The following is an 18,855-nucleotide window of genomic DNA, read 5'->3' as shown; positions in this document are numbered from 1 at the left end:
GCGAACTTACCTATATTTCTCTGTGAGCACTTCATGTTTTAAGTTACACGCTGATTGCTCAGCGCCGCAACACTCCACCAAGCGCCCACACTTATCGGCTGTTATTTGTTAAAGAACCTGTCTGCCAGCACCACCTTCTTGCGCTTCGCCGTCGAATCGTTTTGTTCGTCAGCAGCAGAGAAACGAGATTATGCAGCGTTTTTCAGTTTGCGTCAACATCTTTGATTCGACACCGAAAAACTTTCACTGCGAGGCTTTTGCCCTCCCGTCGCTCTTGCGCAGCCGGCGTTTTGCCTTTTTGCAGCGCCGTTTTGCAACGGGAGGCGAACTGTATCAAAGGTTGCGGAAGGTTGGCAAGCGTTTTTCCATGAAGGCTTTCATTCCTTCTTTTTGGTCTTCCGTTCCGAACGTGCTGTGGAACAGTCGACGTTCGTATTGAACACCTTCTGCCAGTGTGCTTTCATAGGCGCGGTTGATTGACTCCTTTACCATCATGGCAATCGGCAGTGACATTGAAGCGATGGTCGTTGCGGCTTCCAGGGCTGTCTCTTCAAGTTTTCCTGATGGCACCACGCGCGATACGAGTCCGGCGCGCTCAGCTTCCTCGGCGTCCATCATTCTTGCCGTTAGACACATATCCATTGCTTTGGCTTTTGAAACAGCGCGCGGAAGACGTTGGGTTCCCCCAGCCCCGGGGAGCGTTCCAAGTTTGATCTCGGGCTGACCGAATTTTGCATTTTCCGCTGCAATGATGAAGTCGCACATCATTGCCAGTTCACATCCACCGCCTAGCGCATAACCAGCGACGGCGGCTATAACCGGCTTGCGAACACGGCGGATGTGCTCCCAGTTGCGAGTAATGTACTCGCCCTTATAGGCGTCCATGAAAGTGTAGTTCGCCATGGCGCCAATGTCCGCACCGGCTGCAAAAGCCTTCTCACTGCCGGTCAGGACGATGCAGCCAATTCCATCGTCGGCGTCAAACTTGAAGAGTGCATCGCCCAGCTCATCCATTAGCTGATCATTAAGTGCGTTCAGTGCTTTAGGACGATTGAGCCTTATCAAGCCAACCTTGCCATGGGTTTCGACCAAAATATTTCCGTAATTCATATGCATGCTCCAAAGGAAATGAATGCTGATTGGTACTTCGAGGAAATGCTATTGTTTGGACTTTCGAATGGCATGCCGGCATATGACGCTTAGAGACGTAAGCCAGATGAAAGTGAAGCTAGCTCAGGAAACTTAAGGGCGCGACCATGAGGCGGATAGCAGCCTACCGGCGGACGCCTTCGGCAGCAGCACCCACATTGCACCTCGCTGCTTCATCTTGCCGGCTTTTTCCCCCGCGTCAGCCCCAAATCCCCAGAAAAAGTCGGCACGTACTACATTCTTGATCGCGCCTCCAGTATCTTGGGCCATCACCAGGCGCTGCAATGGTGCATCACTATTGGGGCGAGTGGTGGATAAAAATACCGGCAGACCGAGGGGGACGAATTGCGCATCCACTGCAATCGAACGTTGCGGGGTGAGCGGTACACCAAGCGTTCCCTTAGGACCTTTGTTTGCGTCGACAAGTTTTTCTTCCCTGAAGAAGACATAGCTGGGGTTCGCATTCAGCAACTCTTGCTGACGTGCCGGATTGGCTGCAAACCAGGCTTTGATGCTTTGTGCCGACGCCTGGTCAAGTGTCATTTCGCCCTTATCCACCAAATATCTGCCGATGGACTTATATGGGTGACCATTCTGGTCTGCATAAGCGACGCGCACGATTTCTTTTGAATCCGCAAGCTGAACTCGTCCGGAACCCTGTATCTGCAAGAAGAAAGCCTCAATGGGATCATCCACCCACACCAGCTCCTTGCCGGCCAGTGTGTTCGATGCAGCCATGTCTGCGCGGGATGGATAGGGCACAACCTTGTTGCCTACCAAGCGGCCGCGCAGCCGCATGTTTTTCAGTTCTGGATACACGCTCGACAGATCGATGGAAAGCAAATCATCCGGAGCGCGATGCAAAGGAATCTGATACGGCCCGCCGCGCTTGCGAGCTCCGCGCAACAAGGGTTCGTAATAGCCAGTCACCAGCCCGGTCTCGGTGCCGTCCGGATTGATAAGCTGATACGGCTGGAAATGCGTTTCGAAAAATCCTCTAATTGCCTTCTCATTGCCGCTTTCGACACTGCCAGCAGCCATACAGAGTTCTTTCCAGTCAGCCTTCCTTGCAAGGGCCTCGCAGGACATGAGAAAGGCCGGCCAGGCTTCGCGCAGATTGTCCTTGTCCCACCCTGGAAGACTGGCAAAGGACGCTGGCCTGAAGCGATCGTTGAAGGATTCGGCAGGTTGAGCAGGAGTCTGGGCAGGGGCGGCGGGCTTGATCTGTACAGGCTTATCGGCGGACTTCTCCGGCGGAAGTGTCGTACAAGAGGAAAGCGTGAACGCACCGGCAACCGCGAGGACAAGTAAACTGAAGCGCATGTCTAATTAAAGGTGAAAATTATGTGGCTTTTAATGCTTGAAGCGGGGATCGCACTTTTTCTCCTGCTGTTTATCGTCTGGTGGACGATGTTTGCGGGGAAAAAACCTTCTCCACCCGAGGATGCCACAGCTCAATCAAGGGAAGACGATCCCAAACAGTAAATCAATGCAACGTCCGTGGCAACGAAAGGATGAACTCGGGAATTTTTGCCTCAAACTGCTCACCATCCTCGGCAACACAAAGATAAGTTCCCGTCATGGACCCTTGTGGTGTTGCCAGCACAGTGCCACTGGTGTACTCGAATTGCTCACCGGGCTGAAGCAACGGCTGGTGACCAACCACACCGAGCCCGCGCACCTCTTCTACACGGTTATTCGCGTCAATGACTATCCAGTGGCGCGAGATCAGCTGCGCAGCAATCTCACCCGTGTTCCTGATCGTTACCGTATAGGCAAACACGAATCTGGCCTGGTCCGGCTCCGACTGCTCGGACAGGTACTGTGTCTTGACGGATATGGCAAAGTCATAAACGGCCATCGCGACTCCTTGCTTTTCTTGCCACAGAGGGGCAACCGAGCCATTGCACACGAAGTCCTGTTTTTTTGCAATACGTAGCCTTCGGTCAAAACGGTAAAATAGCCGACTCTTTTATACGAAAACTGCCATGGCTAATTACCGCATCGCTCCCAGCATTCTCTCCGCCGATTTCGCCCGTCTGGGTGAGGAAGTGCGCAACGTCGTTGCCGCCGGTGCTGACATCATTCACTTCGACGTGATGGACAACCACTACGTCCCGAACCTGACGGTGGGGCCGCTGGTATGCGAGGCGATCCGGCCGCATGTGCAGGTTCCTATCGACGTCCATCTGATGGTGAAACCGGTCGATCGCATCATCCCCGATTTTGCCAAGGCGGGCGCAAACATCATCACCTTCCATCCTGAAGCGTCCGAACATATCGACCGCTCCCTGCAGCTCATCCGCGACAATGGCTGCAAGGCCGGGCTCGTGTTCAATCCTGCAACACCGCTGCATTATCTCGACCATGTGATGGACAAGCTGGACATCATCCTGATCATGTCCGTCAATCCGGGCTTTGGCGGCCAGTCGTTCATTACTGAAGCGCTGAAGAAGATCGCTGCCGTCCGCCAGCGTATTGATGCTTCCGGGCGCGACATCATGCTGGAGGTAGACGGCGGCATCAAGGTCGAGAACATTGCAGAAGCAGCACGTGCCGGGGCGGATACTTTTGTTGCCGGGTCGGCAATTTTCGGCAAGCCGGATTACAAAACAGTGATTGACGCCATGCGCGGCCAACTCGCAACAGTATGAACGCTCCAGAACCCATCACACTGACGGGCATCCGCGCCGCCATCATTGATCTGGATGGCACGATGCTGCATACCGCGCCCGACTTTCATGTAGCGGTCAATCGGATGCGGAGCGATCTCGGCCTGGCCCCGATCGACATCGAAACCATCATGCTCTTCGTCGGCAAGGGAACCGAGAACCTGATGCGGCGCGTGCTTGGCGTTGACTATGGCCCTGACGACGTGGAGAAGCATTATCCGCGTGCCCTGGACTCCTATCAGGAACACTATCTGTCGATTAATGGTGATTACTCGACCTTGTACCCTGGCGTGCGCGAGGGCTTGGAAGCCTTGCGTGCAAAGGAGCTGCGCCTGGCATGTGTGACCAACAAACCGATCGCTTTCGCGGCACCACTCCTGGAGAAGGTCGGCCTGAAGAATTACTTCGATATTGTCTATGGTGGCGATTCGCTTCCGAAAAAGAAGCCGGATCCGTATCCGTTGCTGAAGGTGTGCGACGACTTCGGCCTGCGTCCCGAGCAGGTCGTGGCGATCGGGGATTCGTCCAACGACGCGCAGGCGGCAAGGGCTGCCGGTTGCTGGGTCCTGAATGTCCCTTACGGCTACAATCACGGCGAACCTATACATAGCGTCGATTCCGATGGTATAGTTTCCACGCTGCTCGAGGCAGCCCATCTTATTTCTGCATAATTTGCAACCATAATGTTTCTCGGCAAAAAACGTAACGCAACCGTAGCCGGCCTGTATGAGGCCTGGCTGTGGCGACGCTGGCAATCCTGGGCTGAATAACCCGCATTGCCGCTGATCCCGTCTTTTTACATTTGACCGATCAGCAACGTTTTTTGATCTTTCACTGCGCTAGCGCTCGTCCGCTTTACAATAGCGCCCGGAGAGAAACATGACCGAACTCGAATTCAAATCGCTGGCCGCGCAAGGCTACAACCGCATTCCGCTGATCGCAGAAGCATTCGCGGACCTTGAAACACCTCTTACGCTCTACCTGAAGCTGGCGCAAACCCAGAACGCCGGCAAGAACACCTTCCTGCTGGAGTCGGTGGTCGGCGGCGAGCGCTTCGGCCGTTATTCCTTCATCGGACTGCCCGCTTCGACCCTGATGCGCAGTTATGGCACGAAGACCGAGGTCGTGAAAAACAACGAGGTTGTCGAGACGTACGACGGGAACCCGCTGGAGTTCATTGCGCAGTTCCAGGCGCGTTACAAGGCGGCCGTCCGTCCCGGCATGCCGCGCTTCTGCGGCGGTCTGGCGGGCTATTTTGGATACGACACGGTGCGCCATATCGAGAAGCGTCTTGCTCATACCGCACCGAAAGACGATCTGGCTCTGCCGGAAATCCAGTTGCTCGTCACGGAAGAACTGGCTGTTATCGACAATCTGTCCGGCAAGCTCTACCTGATTGTGTATGCCGACCCGACGCACCCGGAAGCCTATACCCGCGCACAGCAGCGCCTGAAGGATTTGCGCGCCATGTTGAAGCGCGCCGTCGATGTGCCGGTCACCTCGGCATCGGTACGTACAGAAACGATGCGCGAATTCGCGAAAGCGGATTACCTGAAAGCGGTAGATCGCGCAAAGGAATACATCATGGCCGGCGACCTCATGCAGGTGCAGGTGGGCCAACGCCTGAAGAAGTCATATGTCGATGCACCGCTGTCGCTGTATCGTGCACTGCGCTCCCTGAACCCGTCGCCGTACATGTACTTCTACAACTTCGGCGACATGCAGATCGTCGGTGCGTCACCCGAGATTTTGGTGCGCAACGAGCAAACCAACGATGGCAAGAAGAAAGTGACGATCCGTCCGCTGGCCGGCACACGTTCACGCGGCGCGACGCCGGAGCAGGATGCGCAACTGGCAAAGGAACTACTGGCCGATCCGAAGGAAATTGCAGAGCACGTCATGCTGATCGACCTCGCGCGCAACGACATCGGTCGCATTGCCGAAACCGGCAGCGTCAAAGTAACCGACAAGCTGGTGATCGAAAAATACTCCCATGTGCAGCACATCGTGTCGAACGTCGAAGGCACACTGAAGCCTGAACTATCGAACCTCGACGTGCTGAAAGCCACCTTCCCTGCCGGCACACTTTCAGGCGCACCGAAAGTGCGCGCGATGGAAATCATCGACGAGCTGGAGCCGGTCAAGCGCGGCATCTACGGCGGTGCCTGCGGTTATTTGTCCTTTGGTGGCGAAATGGACCTGGCGATTGCCATCCGCACCGGCGTGATCAAGGACGGCATGCTGTATGTGCAGGCGGCGGCCGGCGTCGTCGCTGATTCGGTTCCCGAAATGGAATGGCAGGAAACCGAAAACAAGGCGCGCGCAGTGCTGCGGGCAGCCGAGCAAGTGCAAGACGGACTGGATGGAGGATTCTGAGATGTTGCTGATGATTGATAACTACGACTCCTTCACCTACAACCTGGTCCAGTATTTTGGCGAACTCGGTGAAGAAGTACGCACTTTCCGCAATGACGAAATTACACTGGAACAGATTGCGGCAATGAAGCCTGACCGCATCTGCATTTCCCCCGGCCCGTGCACGCCGCATGAAGCAGGTGTTTCTGTGCCAGTGCTGCAGGAGTTTTCCGGAAAACTTCCTATCCTCGGTGTATGCCTCGGCCATCAGAGCATCGGCGCAGCATTCGGCGGCAAAGTGATTCGTGCAAAGCAGGTCATGCATGGCAAGACTTCGCTCATTACACATACCGGTGTTGGCGTATTCAAGGATCTGCCAAGCCCATACACAGTAATCCGCTATCACTCGCTCGCCATCGAGCGTGAGTCACTGCCGGACTGTCTCGAGGTCACCGCTTGGACGGACGATGGCGAAATCATGGGTGTGAGGCACAAGGAGTTCAAGGTGGAAGGCGTGCAGTTTCACCCTGAATCGATCCTGTCCGAACATGGCCACACCCTGCTGAAGAACTTCCTGAACGCCTGACCTGGAGAGCCTGATGCCAATTACAGAACAAGAAGCCCTGCTGCGCTGCATTGAACACCGCGAGATCTTCCACGACGAGATGCTCGCGCTGTTCCGCAAGATCATGGGCGGAGAAATGTCGCCGGTGATGATTGCCGCGCTGACCATGGGCCTGCGGGTCAAGAAGGAAACCATCGGTGAAATCACGGCCGCAGCGCAGGTGATGCGCGAGTTTTCGACGAAAGTGCCGACCAGGGATACGACGAATCTCCTCGATATCGTCGGCACCGGCGGTGACGGCGCGCATACGTTCAACATCTCTACCGCATCAATGTTCGTGGCTGCCGCTGCAGGCGCGCGCGTGGCCAAGCATGGCGGGCGCAGCGTGTCATCGTCTTCTGGCAGTGCCGACGTGCTGGAAGCACTCGGTGCGAATATCAACCTGAAACCGGAGCAAGTTGCCCAATCCATCGAGGAAACCGGCATCGGCTTCATGTTTGCACCGAATCATCACTCCGCAATGAAGCATGCTGCGCCGGTGCGCAAGGAGCTCAGCGTGCGTACGATTTTCAATATTCTCGGGCCGCTTACCAATCCGGCGGGCGCACCCAACATCCTGATGGGCGTATTCCATCCTGACCTTGTCGGCATCCAGGTCCGCGTGCTGCAACGTCTCGGCGCACAGCATGCGATGGTCGTCTGGGGTCGCGACAATATGGATGAAGTATCGCTTGGTGCGGCAACGATGGTAGGCGAGCTGATCAATGGCGAAGTGCGCGAGTATGAAATCCATCCGGAAGACTTCGGCCTGCAGATGGTCGCGAGCCGCAACCTGAAGGTGGCCGACGCGGCGGAATCGAAAGAGAAGATTTTTGAGGCCTTGGACAATGCGCCGGGGCCGGTACGCGATATCGTCCTGCTCAATGCCGGTACCGCCATGTATGCGGCCGGCATTACAACATCCATTGCAGACGGACTGGCGAAAGCGCGCGAAGTCATTGCGTCCGGCGCTGCAAGGGCAAAGCTGGATCAATTCGTCAAAGCGACACAACGACTCGGCGCTGCATAAGCCATCATGTCCGATATCCTCAAAAAAATACTTGAAGTGAAGGCGCAGGAAGTTGCTGCGGCCAAGAAAGAACGCGACTTTGCCAGCCTGCGCCGCGATGTCGAAGCCAATAAAGAAGCACATGCAACGCTGCGCGGATTCGAAGCGAGCTTGCGTGCAAAAATTGCTGCTGGCCATGCCGGCGTGATTGCCGAGGTGAAGAAGGCGTCACCGTCAAAAGGCGTATTGCGTCCTGATTTTCGTCCAGCCGAGATCGCACAAAGCTATGAAAAACATGGCGCTGCATGCCTCTCCGTGCTGACCGATGTTCAGTTCTTCCAAGGCTCTCCCGAATACCTGAAACAGGCACGCGCCGCTTGCTCGATTCCTGTATTGCGCAAGGATTTCCTGGTCGACCCGTACCAGGTGTACGAGGCAAGGTCGTGGGGTGCAGACTGCATCCTGCTCATCGTTGCCGCACTGGACTACGGGCTCATGGCGGAGCTGGAAACGTGCGCACATGAGCTCGGCATGGGTGTGCTGGTCGAAGTACATGATGCGGAAGAGCTTGACGCAGCGTTACGGTTAAAGACAGCCATGCTTGGCATTAATAACCGCAACCTGCGCACATTCGAGACGTCGCTGCAGACAACCATCAACCTGCTGCCGCGCATTCCCTCTGATAAGCTCGTCGTGACGGAATCGGGAATTCTGACGCCGGACGATGTGAAGCAAATGCGTAACGCCGACGTACACGCCTTCCTGGTCGGCGAGGCCTTCATGCGTGCGCCAGACCCGGGCGTCGAACTCAGCCGGCTCTTCGGCTAATTCGTCCCGAGCCAGGCGGCACGCAAACGTGCCACCGCTGCCGGCTTTTGCTGCACGGACAGCGTTGTCTGCGGTGTATCGTCAGGAGCCAGCGTCACATCAAAGGTCATCAGCTCATCGCGGCGGAAGGCGTGCAACATCACTTCGTCTCCGACGCGGTAGCGCCCTAACAGCGCATCAAGATTGGTTGCCAATATCCGCAATCCATTGATCGCCATCAGGATATCTCCGGCCGACACACCCGCCTGATGCGCCGCCCCACCTTCGAAAACACTCCGGACCTTACAGTCATTACCGTCACGCGAAGTCTTGATGTTCAGGCTCGGCTTGGCGTTTTTCCGGTTATCCGTGGCTTCTACACCGAAGGGCGCGAGTAATTTGGCAAGTGGCAGATCGTCTGTGCCGTACACATAGCGGTCGAAGAACCGCTTCAGCTTGAGGCCGGAGACCTCCTCAAATAGCGCCTCGATTTCTGACTCGGAAACTCCGACGCCGCCATTACCCGAGTAGAAATCCCTGCCAAACCGCTTCCACAGTGCGCGCATCACATCATCGAGCGACTTCTTGCCTTTGGTTTCCGCCCGTATCGTGAGATCGAGGGCAAGGGCAACAAGGGAACCCTTGGCGTAGTAACTCACGATCGCATTCGGTGAGTTTTCATCTTGCCGGTAGTACTTGGTCCACGCATCGAAGCTGGATTCGGCCACACTCTGCTTGGTACGGCCACTGCCACGCAACACGCCGTTGATGTTCTTGGCGACCAGCTTGAAATACGCAGCCTCGTCAATGACGCCACTGCGCACCAGCATCAAGTCGTCGTAATAGCTGGTAAATCCTTCGAACAGCCAGAGCAGCGTGGTGTAGCCTTCAGTGCGCAAATCATACGGCGCGAATACATCCGGCTTGATCCGTTTGACGTTCCAGGTATGGAAATACTCATGGCTGCACAAGCCGAGATAGGTGCGGTAGCCATCGCTCATCTCCTTCTGCCCCTTTGTCGGCAAGTCGTTGCGCGAGCAGATCAGCGCGGTTGATGCACGATGCTCAAGGCCGCCATAGCCATCACCCACTGCGAGCGTCATGAAGACATAACGCTCCATCGGAGCCGCCTTCGTCCTTGGCTCGAACAGCGCAATCTGCGCTTCGCAGATTTTCTTCAGGTCTGCCGTCAGGCGCACCATGTCGAGGTTTGGTACGCGCCCGGTGATGACGACATCGTGCGAAACACCATGTGCCTTGAAAGTTGCCAGCTCAAAGGTGCCCATCTCGACCGGATGATCGATCAGCTCGTCGTAGTTGGCCGCGACATAGGTACCGAAACCGTAACGTTTCGCTTTCAGTTCCGGCAATGCGGTCGCAACCCGCCAGCGCTTAAATGCATCGCCTGTTGGTGGCTGAATGTCGACGACATGGGGCAGGTCTTCACGCCCCTGAGCACTCAGAAAAACGCTCGTGCCATTGAAAAAGCCGTGTGTCTGGTCGAGATGGGCGGCACGTACGGACAGGTCCCACGCATAGACTTCGTACTGCACCGTAATGCCGGATTCGCACGGGGCTGCGAGCCAGGTATGCTTGTCGAGCTTCGTCAGCGGAAGGCTTTTGCCGGCCGACTCGGCACGGATACGCACAATATTGCGCGCAAATTCACGAATCATGTAACTGCCGGGAATCCATGCCGGCAGCGCAAAGGCCTGTCCTGCAGGATTCGGATTATCGACAGTAAGCGTTACCTCGAATAGATGGGCAGCTGGGTCCTTGGGGAAAATGCTGTAGTGAATTGCGTTCTTCATGCCGATCCTGTCGTAAGAAATGCGCATCGCGCCGTGCCACAAGGGGAATAGTGTAGCGGGAATAGAATGGGCGGGCTCAGGGCTGGTCAGGAACGCCAGGACGAAGGTCATCGACATAATCGACGTCCCGACAAATACCGGGATCATCCGTCGCCACTTCCGTTACGGGGAAAACCGTGAGCAACCGCCGCGCGCCTTCGTCTCCTCGCAATGCAAGCAGATCCTGCAGATGAACAGACGTGAAGGCGACAGGATTGCCGCGTTGGCCCCGGTATGTTGGTGCCGCGATGTGCGCCCCCTTCTCAATCGCTTCAACGAGTGCCCGGATTGTCCCCGGCTGCACATAGGGCATATCTGCAAGAGCGATGAGCCAGCCTTTGGCTTCCTGCCTGCATGACAAGCCGTGTACAAGGGACGCCGCCAGGCCTTGCTCGGCATCGATGCAGAGCGATGTCCGGCACCCGGCAGCAGTCAACTGCGAAGCGAGCTCGTCTGCCCCCGGCCGCACCACCGCGAGCACGTCTGGCATGACAGCAAGAAGGCTTTTTGCAGCTGTAATTGCAACGGCTTCGCCGCGCGCCAGCGGTTCCAGCAACTTGTTTCGAACTCCTTGCGGATCGAAACGCGATCCGCGCCCGGCGGCAAGCAGGATGCAAGCAAGTGACGGTGAGGCCAGCTTATGCGAGTGTGCTGGCTGCATCCTTGATGGCAGCGCGAATCCGCTGGTAAGTCCCGCAACGGCAAATGTTGCCGCTCATTGCCTCGTCGATATCGGTGTCGGAAGGCCTCTTGTTTGCCCTGAGCAGTGCGGTGGCGCTCATCACCTGCCCACTCTGGCAATAGCCGCACTGCGGCACGTCGTGCTTGATCCAAGCGTCCTGTACAGCCTTGCCGACACGATCCGCTGCCATGGCCTCGATCGTAGTGAGCGGCTGCCCGACGGCGCTGGAAATCGGCGTGACACAGGAACGAATAGGCCGGCCATTCAGGTGAACCGTGCAGGCACCGCACAACGCGGCGCCGCAGCCGAATTTGGTACCGGTCATGCTGAGGTTATCTCGCAGCGCCCACAAGATAGGCGTGGAAGGGTCGGCGTCGACTTGCATGTCTTGGCCATTGATGTTTAGAGTGATCATGGTTGGGCACCTGCTTTGTTTGTTCTAGTCGTCTGCGTCCGCTGCTCGCCGCCATGCGCTCCTCATGGCGAACCACCGTAGCCGCCCTCACTGCGGCACCCAGTGTAACCCGGTGGATGCATCGAGCAAATAGATCAAGCCCTCAGGTCACAACGGCATCCTTTCCATTCGAACCGCATTCCCGTCGGCACAAAAAAATGACGCGCCCACTGGAAGCGCGTCATTATTGTTGCTGCAAATACCTGCTGTTTATTTGATGGATGCCAATTTGCCTTCGAGCGCCTTGGCGTCAACCGCGCCAGGAATACGCGTGCCATCAGTGAAGAAAATAGTCGGAGTGCCGGTAATCTTCATCCGTTGACCCAGCGCCAGGATCTTGTCGTTCGGCGCGGTGCAGTTGGCCGGCGCAGTGGCAGGCACCTTCCCGCGCAACATCCAGTCGTCCCATGCTTTGGCGCGGTCTTCCGAGCACCAGATGTTCCGGGACTTGACCGCCGAGTCCTCAGACAGGATGTTGTACATGAAGGTATATACCGTCACGTTATCCATCTCGTTAAGCGTCTGGCGGAAGCGCTTGCAATAACCGCAATTCGGATCTTCGAAGACGGCGATCACGCGCTTGCCATTCCCTTTGACCATCTTCAGTGCAGAGTCGAAAGGCAAATCTGCGAACTTTATCTTGTTGAGCTCGTCGACACGCGCCTTCGTGTAATCGTGGAAGGTCTTGGTATCGACAATACGGCCGATGAACAGGTATTCGCCCTTGGCATCCGTATAGACAATGTCTCCGCCAATACGCACTTCATACAAACCGCCATACGGCGTCTTCGTGACGGACTCTACCTTCGCCCCCTCACCGAGGCGGGGTTCGATGGCCTTCTTGATCGCCGCTTCCTGTGCGTTTTGCGCGAATGTCGCGCCAGTTGCAAAGCCGAAGGCGGCAATGGCGATCAATCTAGTCAGTTTCATCATGCTCTGCGTTTTCCTTTTTCAGTTTCTATGGCCTCTTCCCATGGCATGGGAAATCAGCGCTCTCTTTATGACCGGCAACTTGTTCACCAAGTTCAGTCCGATGTTGCGTGCGACGCGTAGCGGCTCGAAATCCGTCGAAAACAACCGCTCCAGTCCGTCGGTCGCCACCTGCATCAGGAAGATATCTTCCTTTCGCGCGCGCGCATAACGTCCCAGAATCCGTTCATCGCCGCAATCGCGATGCGCCTCGCGCTCGCTGACGATCTTGATCAAGGCAGCGACATCGGCAAACCCAAGGTTCATCCCGTGTCCCGCCAAGGGATGCACAACATGCGCTGCGTCGCCAACCAGCGCGACGCGCGGCGAAATGATCGAATGCGGCCGCATCAGGCGCAGGGGGAAGGCCTTCACGCTCTCAGGCTGCAGCGGTTGCAGTCGGCCGAGTTGATGCCCCGGCAAGGCCGACAGGCGCTCAGCCAGTTGCGCCAGCGGCTCGCGCAACAAGGTTTGCGCCAGGGATTCCGGCGCCGACCAGACAAGCGAAACACGCTGGCCGGGCAACGGCAACAACGCGATGATTCCCTCGCTGGAGGTGAACCATTGATAGGCAGTGCCGTGGTGCGGCTTTTCGCAGTCGAAATTCGCAACAATCGCGCGCTGGCCATAGGACCGGTAATCCAGGCCGATATCGCATTGCCCGCGCACCCAGGACTCTGCGCCGTCTGCGCCAACGACAAGCGACGCCTCAATTGCATCACCATTATCAAGCTGGACTGTCGCGGCCGCCGAATCGATGCGCAGCGCGGTTGCGCGCCCCGTCACGACACGCATGTTCGGCGCAAACCGAAGCGCCGCATCAAGGGCCGCATTCAAATTGCTGTCTTCGAGAATCCAGGCCAGGGAAGCGGTTCGCGCACTATAAGCGTCGAAAGCGAGGTTGCCCGCCTGCTCCCCGTCGCCCTTTACGACCATGGCATCGACCTCTGCCACGCGTGCCACATCCAATGCATGCCAGACCTTCAGCGAGGACAACAAGTCGTGCGCCACCTGGTTCAATGCGTAAACGCGGACATCCCAGTTGCCTGCCTGCGTGACTATGTCATGGGGCGCTGCGGGCGGGCTGAGCAGGGTCACACTCAAGCCTGCCTGAGCGAAGCCAAGTGCAGCAGTTTTGCCGATGGCGCCATTGCCAACGACGCAGATATTGCTTTTAAAATGCATAAAGCGTAAGCCTGACAGAAACGGAAAGCATGCAGTTGAATGGGCATTATAGCCTTTGCAGATTCATATGGTTTTGCAAAAGTCTTGCATATCCCGATAGATTTGCTATACTTGCGCGCCTTGGCCTGGTAGCTCAGTTGGTAGAGCAGAGGATTGAAAATCCTTGTGTCGGTGGTTCGATTCCGCCCCGGGCCACCAAGAAAATCAAGGGCTTAGCTTCGGCTAAGCCCTTTTTTGTTTACTAAGCTTTTTTGGGGTGAATTGGCTCCAATGCGAATCGTCGTCCTGGATTGCGATCGTGCCCAATCCGACCTGATATGCCAGGTCCTGACGGCCGCTCGTCACGAGTGCCATCCGGTCCAGACCGGAAAGCCTGCCCTGGAGCACCTGCGACAAGGGCAGTGCGATTTACTCATCATGGATCTGCATGCTTCCAGCGGCTTGACTGAGGCGCTGCATGAACTCCGCCAAGCCACTCCTGGCGCATTCCCAACCCTATTGTTGGCAAATCGCTCCGATGAAGACGATGTTGTCGCCGCATTGGCAGGCGGAACGGATGATTACCTGATCAAGCCGATTCGACGTGGCGAGCTGCTGACGCGCGTGCAAGTACTGCTCAAGCGTGCCTACCCTGCAGCGCACGCCGCGCATCAACTCCAGTTCGGGACATACATCTTTGAAGAAGGCAACGCCCGGCTGACGCAATCCGGCAAGCCTATCGACGTGACCCAAAAAGAGTTCGAGCTCGCACTGCTCTTTTTCCGCCACTTGGGACGACCACTCTCGCGCGCCTTCATCCGGGATTCGGTATGGGCGCGAGAAGCCGAAATTCCCTCCCGGACCATTGATACCCACGTCTCGCGCGTACGAAGCAAGCTTGGCCTGCGCCGCGAAAACGGCTACAGGCTGGCGCCGGTATATAGTTTTGGCTACAAGCTGGAGCAGCTGACAAAGTGAACGCATTGCATGCAGTCATTGTCGTAGCCATGTATTGCCAATAAGCGGAAGTGCATGTCTGACAACAAAAACGCACACGTGTGCCCCATGGCAACGAGCTATAATACGAAGTTGAGAGAACCTCCGAATTAGCGTAACCGATATGCAGCTTCTAGCCGTCGGCCTCAATCACACGACCGCGCCCGTCTCATTGCGCGAGAAAGTCGCTTTCCCCGCAGATCAGATCCGGGAGGCTGTGTCGTCGGCGCGCGCCTGGTTCGGTCGAGTAGCAACAACCGGCACGACGGATGAAGCCGCAATCCTCTCCACGTGTAACCGCACGGAACTCTACGCTGCGAGCCATATCCCCGGCGGCGTGGAGGCAGCCATCGACGCCACTGCGCGCTTCCTCGCGGACTATCACCAGCTTTCGTATGCGGAGCTGCGTCCGTACCTGTATATGCTTCCGCAGGATAACGCCGTACGGCACGCCTTCCGCGTCGCATCCGGCCTCGATTCGATGGTGCTTGGCGAAGCACAGATTCTCGGACAGATGAAAGAAGCTGTTCGCCAGGCGGAGGCAGCCGGCGGACTGGGCACGTATCTGCATCAGATGTTCCAGCGGACCTTCGCGGTTGCCAAGGAAGTCCGCACCACCACCGAAATCGGCGCCCATAGCGTCTCGATGGCCGCCGCAGCGGTTCGGTTGTCGCAACGCATTTTCGACAAGATATCGGAACAGAACGTTCTGTTTATCGGCGCGGGTGAAATGATCGAATTGTGCGCCACGCACTTCGCCGCGCAAAACCCGAAAACCCTGACCATTGCGAACCGCACACTGGAGCGTGGCGAATCCCTTGCGCATCGCTTCAACGGCAAAGCCATCCGCCTGGCAGACTTGCCGGATCAGTTGGCACAGTTCGACATCGTGGTCTCCAGTACCGCGTCCTCACTGCCGATTATCGGTCTGGGCATGGTCGAGCGTGCGATCAAGGCACGCCGCCACAAGCCGATGTTCATGGTGGACCTGGCCGTGCCGCGTGACATTGAGCCGGAAATCGGAAGGCTGGACGATGTCTTCCTGTACACGGTGGACGATCTTGGCACCGCGGTACAGACGGGGATCGAAAACCGCCAGGCTGCTGTCGCGCAGGCAGAAGCCATTATCGAAACCCGTGTGCAGGCTTTTATGCACTGGATGGATAGCCGGGCTGTCGTGCCGCTCATCCGTGACCTGCACGACACCAGCGAAGCCTTGCGTCTCGCTGAACTGGAGCGCGCAAAGAAGCTGCTTGCCAAAGGCGAAGACATCGACGTCGTTCTGGAAGCGCTTTCGAAAGGCCTGACGGCCAAGTTCCTGCATGGCCCGCAACAAGCCCTGCACAACGCGCAAGGCGACGAACGCGCGCGCATTGCTGCGCTTCTGCCTCAGCTTTTCCGCACCAAGCGCTAGCTCTCGCTTGCGCCCTTTGCCGGGCACATGATCGCCCGGCCTCCCTTCCCTGCAAGCACGCGCATCTTCTCTTTTCCAGGACTGACTAAACAATGAAACCTTCGATGCTCGCCAAACTCGACCAGCTGACCGAACGGCTGGAAGAGCTGAACAACTTGCTGATGCAGGAAGGCGCCACGTCCGATATGGAGCAGTATCGGAAGCTGACCCGCGAGCACGCAGAGCTCGGTCCGCTGGTTGCGCTCTACAAGGATTACGTCAACGCCGGCGAAGATATCAAGGCGGCGCAGGAAATGCTGTCCGACCCCGACATGAAAGAGTTGGCGCAGGAAGAGATCGCCTCAGCCAAGGCACGCATTGAGCAGCTTGAAGTCGATTTGCAGAAAATGCTCTTGCCAAAGGATCCGAACGACGAGCGGAACATCTACCTTGAAATCCGTGCCGGCACTGGCGGCGACGAGGCAGCGCTGTTTGCCGGCGACCTGTTGCGCATGTACACCCGCTTTGCGGAACGCAACCGCTGGCAGGTCGAGATGGTGTCGGAGTCTCCGTCGGAGATCGGCGGATACAAGGAAGTCATTGTCCGCATCATCGGACATGGCGCCTATTCCAAACTCAAGTTCGAATCAGGCGGCCATCGCGTGCAACGTGTGCCTGCGACCGAGACACAAGGACGGATCCACACTTCCGCCTGCACGGTTGCCGTAATGCCGGAAGCTGATGAAGTCGAGGACGTGGAGATCAACCCTGCCGACATTCGCATCGATACCTTCCGCGCGTCCGGTGCGGGTGGACAGCACATTAACAAGACCGACTCCGCCGTCCGCATTACCCATTTGCCGACCGGCATCGTCGTCGAGTGCCAGGATGACCGCAGCCAGCACAAGAACAAGGCTTCGGCCCTGAAGGTGCTGGCGGCGCGGATCAAGGACATCCAGTTGCGCGAACAGCAGGCGAAGGAAGCCGCCACCCGCAAATCGCTCATCGGCTCGGGGGACCGCAGCGAACGGATCAGGACCTATAACTTCCCGCAGGGCCGGATGACCGACCATCGCATCAACCTGACACTGTATAAACTCGACTTCATCATGGATGGCGACCTGGAAGAACTGACCAATGCACTCGCGGCCGAACATCAGGCCGAGATGCTGGCGGCATTAGGTGACGAGGCATAGCTCTCGCCATCATGAACTTGCAATTAGGGAACTATCACCCCTTTGATTACTCAAAGGTAACAACCACTTGCCAAGACCATCTATGAAAACTTCCAAACCGGTGTTAATCGTTGTCGGCGTCATTGCGCTTGCGCTCGTCGGTTTTGCACTTTTTCTGCAGCATGTAGAAGGCCAGCTGCCCTGCCCGCTTTGTGTGATTCAGCGCTATGTCTTCATTGCAGTCGCTTTGCTCTGCTTTATTTTTGCCGCCCTGCCGCGCGGCGCAACGCGGTTCGGTGCGACGCTGGCTGCACTGACGTCGCTCGGTGGTGCCGGCGTCGCGGGATGGCATATATGGGTGAAGGCGAATCCAACGGTGTCCTGCGGCATCGACCCGATGGAAACCGCCCTGAACAAGATTCCCACGGCGGAACTCATGCCGTTCCTGTTCAAGGCTGATGGCCTCTGCTCCGCTGAGTACCCGCCCATCCTCGGCTTATCGAATCCGCAATGGTCGGCGATCTGGTTTGTCACGCTTGCATTGGTGCTGATCTGGGCTGCCCTACGCCGCCCCCGCTGACCCCCCAGAGCGGCAACCATGCGGACACAAGAGACTGACTCGCCAGAACGCCATACAATCCGCGCCGGCATGACGCTGGGCGAACTGCTCAAGCACCCGCCACTTGTACCACTCGAAGCACGCATCCTGATTGCCCATGGCCTGCAGCTTTCTCGCGTTCAGCTCATTACGCAGTCTGAGCGAGTACTGAACACCGACGAAGCAACAACGCTCGCCTCGCTGGTCCAAAGACGACTCGCTGGCGAACCGATCGCCTACATCATCGGTGAGCGCGAATTCTACGGACTCATGCTGCATACCACGCCGGATGTCCTGATTCCGCGCCCGGAAACCGAACTGCTGGTTGAGCTTGCGCTGGAACGGCTTCCTCCTGGCGGTCGCATCCTTGACATGGGGACCGGTTCGGGCGCCATTGCGATCGCGATCGCACATACTCGCAGCGATGCCGTCGTCACTGCGCTTGATGTGAGTGACGCTGCCCTTGCCGTCGCTCGACGCAATGCGGCGCGGCACGCTGCCAATGTCACCTTCCTGCAGAGCGACTGGTACGGCGCAGTGAAGGGCGAACGGTTCGACATCATCGTGTCCAATCCGCCGTATATTGTGAAAGCCGATCCCCACCTGTCTCAAGGGGATTTGCGTTTTGAGCCGATCAACGCCTTGACCGACCATGCTGACGGGCTTTCCGCACTGCGCACAATCATTGCGGACGCACCGAAACATTTGTCCGCCGGCGGCTGGCTGCTGATGGAACACGGTTACGACCAGGCGCCAGCCGTACGCACCCTGCTCACTGCACGGGACTTTCATGACGTACAAAGCTGGACCGACCTGGCCGGCATTGAACGCGTCAGTGGCGGACGGACGGCCTAGTGTCCTGAGTTAGAAGTTCGAAGACAAAATCGTTCGATGCTGGCCAGGATGTCGTCGGCGGATTTGGTCCAGACAAACGGCTTGGGGTCGGCGTTATTGATTCTCAGGTAATGCCGAATGGCG

20 protein-coding genes, 1 tRNA gene and 1 pseudogene are annotated in these 18,855 nt (G+C 57.2%); 13 read left to right on the top strand and 9 right to left on the bottom strand.

What is annotated here, in order from left to right; all coding sequences use genetic code 11:
* Nucleotides 1-333 precede the first annotated feature (333 nt).
* Nucleotides 334-1,110 (bottom strand): enoyl-CoA hydratase, encoded by a 777-nt coding sequence (locus ACYVIA_RS21990; RefSeq protein ID WP_460844408.1) that lies wholly within the window; start codon nucleotides 1,108-1,110, stop codon nucleotides 334-336.
* Between the two features lie 132 nt (nucleotides 1,111-1,242).
* Nucleotides 1,243-2,472, bottom strand: a complete 1,230-nt coding sequence (mltA, locus tag ACYVIA_RS21985) for a murein transglycosylase A (RefSeq protein ID WP_460844407.1) — start codon at nucleotides 2,470-2,472, stop codon at nucleotides 1,243-1,245.
* 21 nt (nucleotides 2,473-2,493) lie between these two features.
* Here mltA and ACYVIA_RS21980 point away from each other — a divergent pair, with 21 nt between their 5' ends.
* Nucleotides 2,494-2,634, top strand: coding sequence for a hypothetical protein (locus ACYVIA_RS21980; RefSeq protein ID WP_460844405.1), 141 nt, complete (start codon nucleotides 2,494-2,496; stop codon nucleotides 2,632-2,634).
* 1 nt (nucleotide 2,635) lies between these two features.
* Here the strand turns inward: ACYVIA_RS21980 and apaG are convergent, their stop codons facing one another.
* Complete coding sequence (gene apaG, locus ACYVIA_RS21975) at nucleotides 2,636-3,010, bottom strand: Co2+/Mg2+ efflux protein ApaG (protein ID WP_460844403.1); 375 nt, start codon at nucleotides 3,008-3,010, stop codon at nucleotides 2,636-2,638.
* A gap of 127 nt (nucleotides 3,011-3,137) precedes the next feature.
* On the opposite strand from apaG, the gene rpe reads away from it, so the two are divergent.
* The 6 genes from rpe to trpC all read left to right on the top strand — a co-directional run bounded on the left by rpe (nucleotide 3,138) and on the right by trpC (nucleotide 8,617).
* On the top strand, nucleotides 3,138-3,803 hold the full coding sequence (gene rpe / locus ACYVIA_RS21970; protein WP_460844402.1) for a ribulose-phosphate 3-epimerase: 666 nt from the start codon (nucleotides 3,138-3,140) through the stop codon (nucleotides 3,801-3,803).
* Nucleotides 3,800-4,492 carry a phosphoglycolate phosphatase gene (locus ACYVIA_RS21965; protein WP_460844400.1) on the top strand — a complete coding sequence of 231 codons (693 nt, stop codon included), beginning with the start codon at nucleotides 3,800-3,802 and terminating at the stop codon, nucleotides 4,490-4,492. The genes rpe and ACYVIA_RS21965 overlap by 4 nt, the downstream gene beginning before the upstream one ends.
* Before the next feature lie 208 nt (nucleotides 4,493-4,700).
* Complete coding sequence (trpE, locus tag ACYVIA_RS21960) at nucleotides 4,701-6,197, top strand: anthranilate synthase component I (RefSeq protein WP_460844399.1); 1,497 nt, start codon at nucleotides 4,701-4,703, stop codon at nucleotides 6,195-6,197.
* A 1-nt stretch (nucleotide 6,198) separates the two neighbouring features.
* On the top strand, nucleotides 6,199-6,762 hold the full coding sequence (locus ACYVIA_RS21955) for an aminodeoxychorismate/anthranilate synthase component II (RefSeq protein ID WP_460844397.1): 564 nt from the start codon (nucleotides 6,199-6,201) through the stop codon (nucleotides 6,760-6,762).
* 13 nt (nucleotides 6,763-6,775) lie between these two features.
* A complete protein-coding gene (trpD, locus tag ACYVIA_RS21950) occupies nucleotides 6,776-7,810 on the top strand; it encodes an anthranilate phosphoribosyltransferase (RefSeq protein WP_460844395.1) in 1,035 nt (344 codons plus the stop codon).
* A gap of 6 nt (nucleotides 7,811-7,816) precedes the next feature.
* A complete protein-coding gene (gene trpC / locus ACYVIA_RS21945) occupies nucleotides 7,817-8,617 on the top strand; it encodes an indole-3-glycerol phosphate synthase TrpC (protein ID WP_460844393.1) in 801 nt (266 codons plus the stop codon).
* Here trpC and ACYVIA_RS21940 read toward each other — a convergent pair.
* The 5 genes from ACYVIA_RS21940 to ACYVIA_RS21920 all read right to left on the bottom strand — a co-directional run bounded on the left by ACYVIA_RS21940 (nucleotide 8,614) and on the right by ACYVIA_RS21920 (nucleotide 13,736).
* On the bottom strand, nucleotides 8,614-10,407 hold the full coding sequence (locus tag ACYVIA_RS21940) for a M61 family metallopeptidase (RefSeq protein ID WP_460844392.1): 1,794 nt from the start codon (nucleotides 10,405-10,407) through the stop codon (nucleotides 8,614-8,616). The genes trpC and ACYVIA_RS21940 overlap by 4 nt on opposite strands.
* A gap of 76 nt (nucleotides 10,408-10,483) precedes the next feature.
* On the bottom strand, nucleotides 10,484-11,107 hold the full coding sequence (locus ACYVIA_RS21935; RefSeq protein ID WP_460844390.1) for a nucleotidyltransferase family protein: 624 nt from the start codon (nucleotides 11,105-11,107) through the stop codon (nucleotides 10,484-10,486).
* A complete protein-coding gene (locus tag ACYVIA_RS21930) occupies nucleotides 11,085-11,543 on the bottom strand; it encodes a (2Fe-2S)-binding protein (protein ID WP_460844389.1) in 459 nt (152 codons plus the stop codon). Before ACYVIA_RS21930 ends, ACYVIA_RS21935 begins: the two co-directional genes overlap by 23 nt.
* 249 nt (nucleotides 11,544-11,792) lie before the next feature.
* Nucleotides 11,793-12,512: a DsbC family protein gene (locus ACYVIA_RS21925; RefSeq protein WP_460844410.1), complete on the bottom strand. Its 720-nt coding sequence runs from the start codon at nucleotides 12,510-12,512 to the stop codon at nucleotides 11,793-11,795.
* A gap of 21 nt (nucleotides 12,513-12,533) precedes the next feature.
* The gene (locus ACYVIA_RS21920) at nucleotides 12,534-13,736 is read right to left on the bottom strand and encodes a UbiH/UbiF family hydroxylase (RefSeq protein ID WP_460844387.1); all 1,203 of its coding nucleotides are present in this window, start codon (nucleotides 13,734-13,736) and stop codon (nucleotides 12,534-12,536) included.
* A gap of 122 nt (nucleotides 13,737-13,858) precedes the next feature.
* Here ACYVIA_RS21920 and ACYVIA_RS21915 point away from each other — a divergent pair.
* The 6 genes from ACYVIA_RS21915 (at nucleotide 13,859) to prmC (ending at nucleotide 18,732) form a co-directional block, all read left to right on the top strand.
* Nucleotides 13,859-13,934, top strand: a tRNA-Phe gene (locus ACYVIA_RS21915).
* A 72-nt stretch (nucleotides 13,935-14,006) separates the two neighbouring features.
* Complete coding sequence (locus ACYVIA_RS21910) at nucleotides 14,007-14,693, top strand: response regulator transcription factor (protein ID WP_460844386.1); 687 nt, start codon at nucleotides 14,007-14,009, stop codon at nucleotides 14,691-14,693.
* Nucleotides 14,694-14,835: 142 nt separating this feature from the next.
* Nucleotides 14,836-16,125, top strand: a complete 1,290-nt coding sequence (gene hemA, locus ACYVIA_RS21905) for a glutamyl-tRNA reductase (RefSeq protein WP_460844384.1) — start codon at nucleotides 14,836-14,838, stop codon at nucleotides 16,123-16,125.
* Between the two features lie 92 nt (nucleotides 16,126-16,217).
* Nucleotides 16,218-17,300 carry a peptide chain release factor 1 gene (prfA, locus tag ACYVIA_RS21900; protein ID WP_460844383.1) on the top strand — a complete coding sequence of 361 codons (1,083 nt, stop codon included), beginning with the start codon at nucleotides 16,218-16,220 and terminating at the stop codon, nucleotides 17,298-17,300.
* 82 nt (nucleotides 17,301-17,382) lie between these two features.
* On the top strand, nucleotides 17,383-17,859 hold the full coding sequence (locus ACYVIA_RS21895; protein ID WP_460844381.1) for a disulfide bond formation protein B: 477 nt from the start codon (nucleotides 17,383-17,385) through the stop codon (nucleotides 17,857-17,859).
* A gap of 18 nt (nucleotides 17,860-17,877) precedes the next feature.
* Nucleotides 17,878-18,732 (top strand): peptide chain release factor N(5)-glutamine methyltransferase, encoded by an 855-nt coding sequence (gene prmC / locus ACYVIA_RS21890; protein ID WP_460844380.1) that lies wholly within the window; start codon nucleotides 17,878-17,880, stop codon nucleotides 18,730-18,732.
* Here prmC and ACYVIA_RS21885 read toward each other — a convergent pair.
* Nucleotides 18,729-18,855: pseudogene (locus tag ACYVIA_RS21885) on the bottom strand (IS630 family transposase); the annotation flags it as partial. The gene prmC and the pseudogene ACYVIA_RS21885 overlap by 4 nt on opposite strands.

It is taken from the genome of Noviherbaspirillum agri (assembly GCF_054780595.1).
Note: the sequence above shows the minus strand (reverse complement) of the source record. Positions and strands in the feature narration are given on the sequence as shown.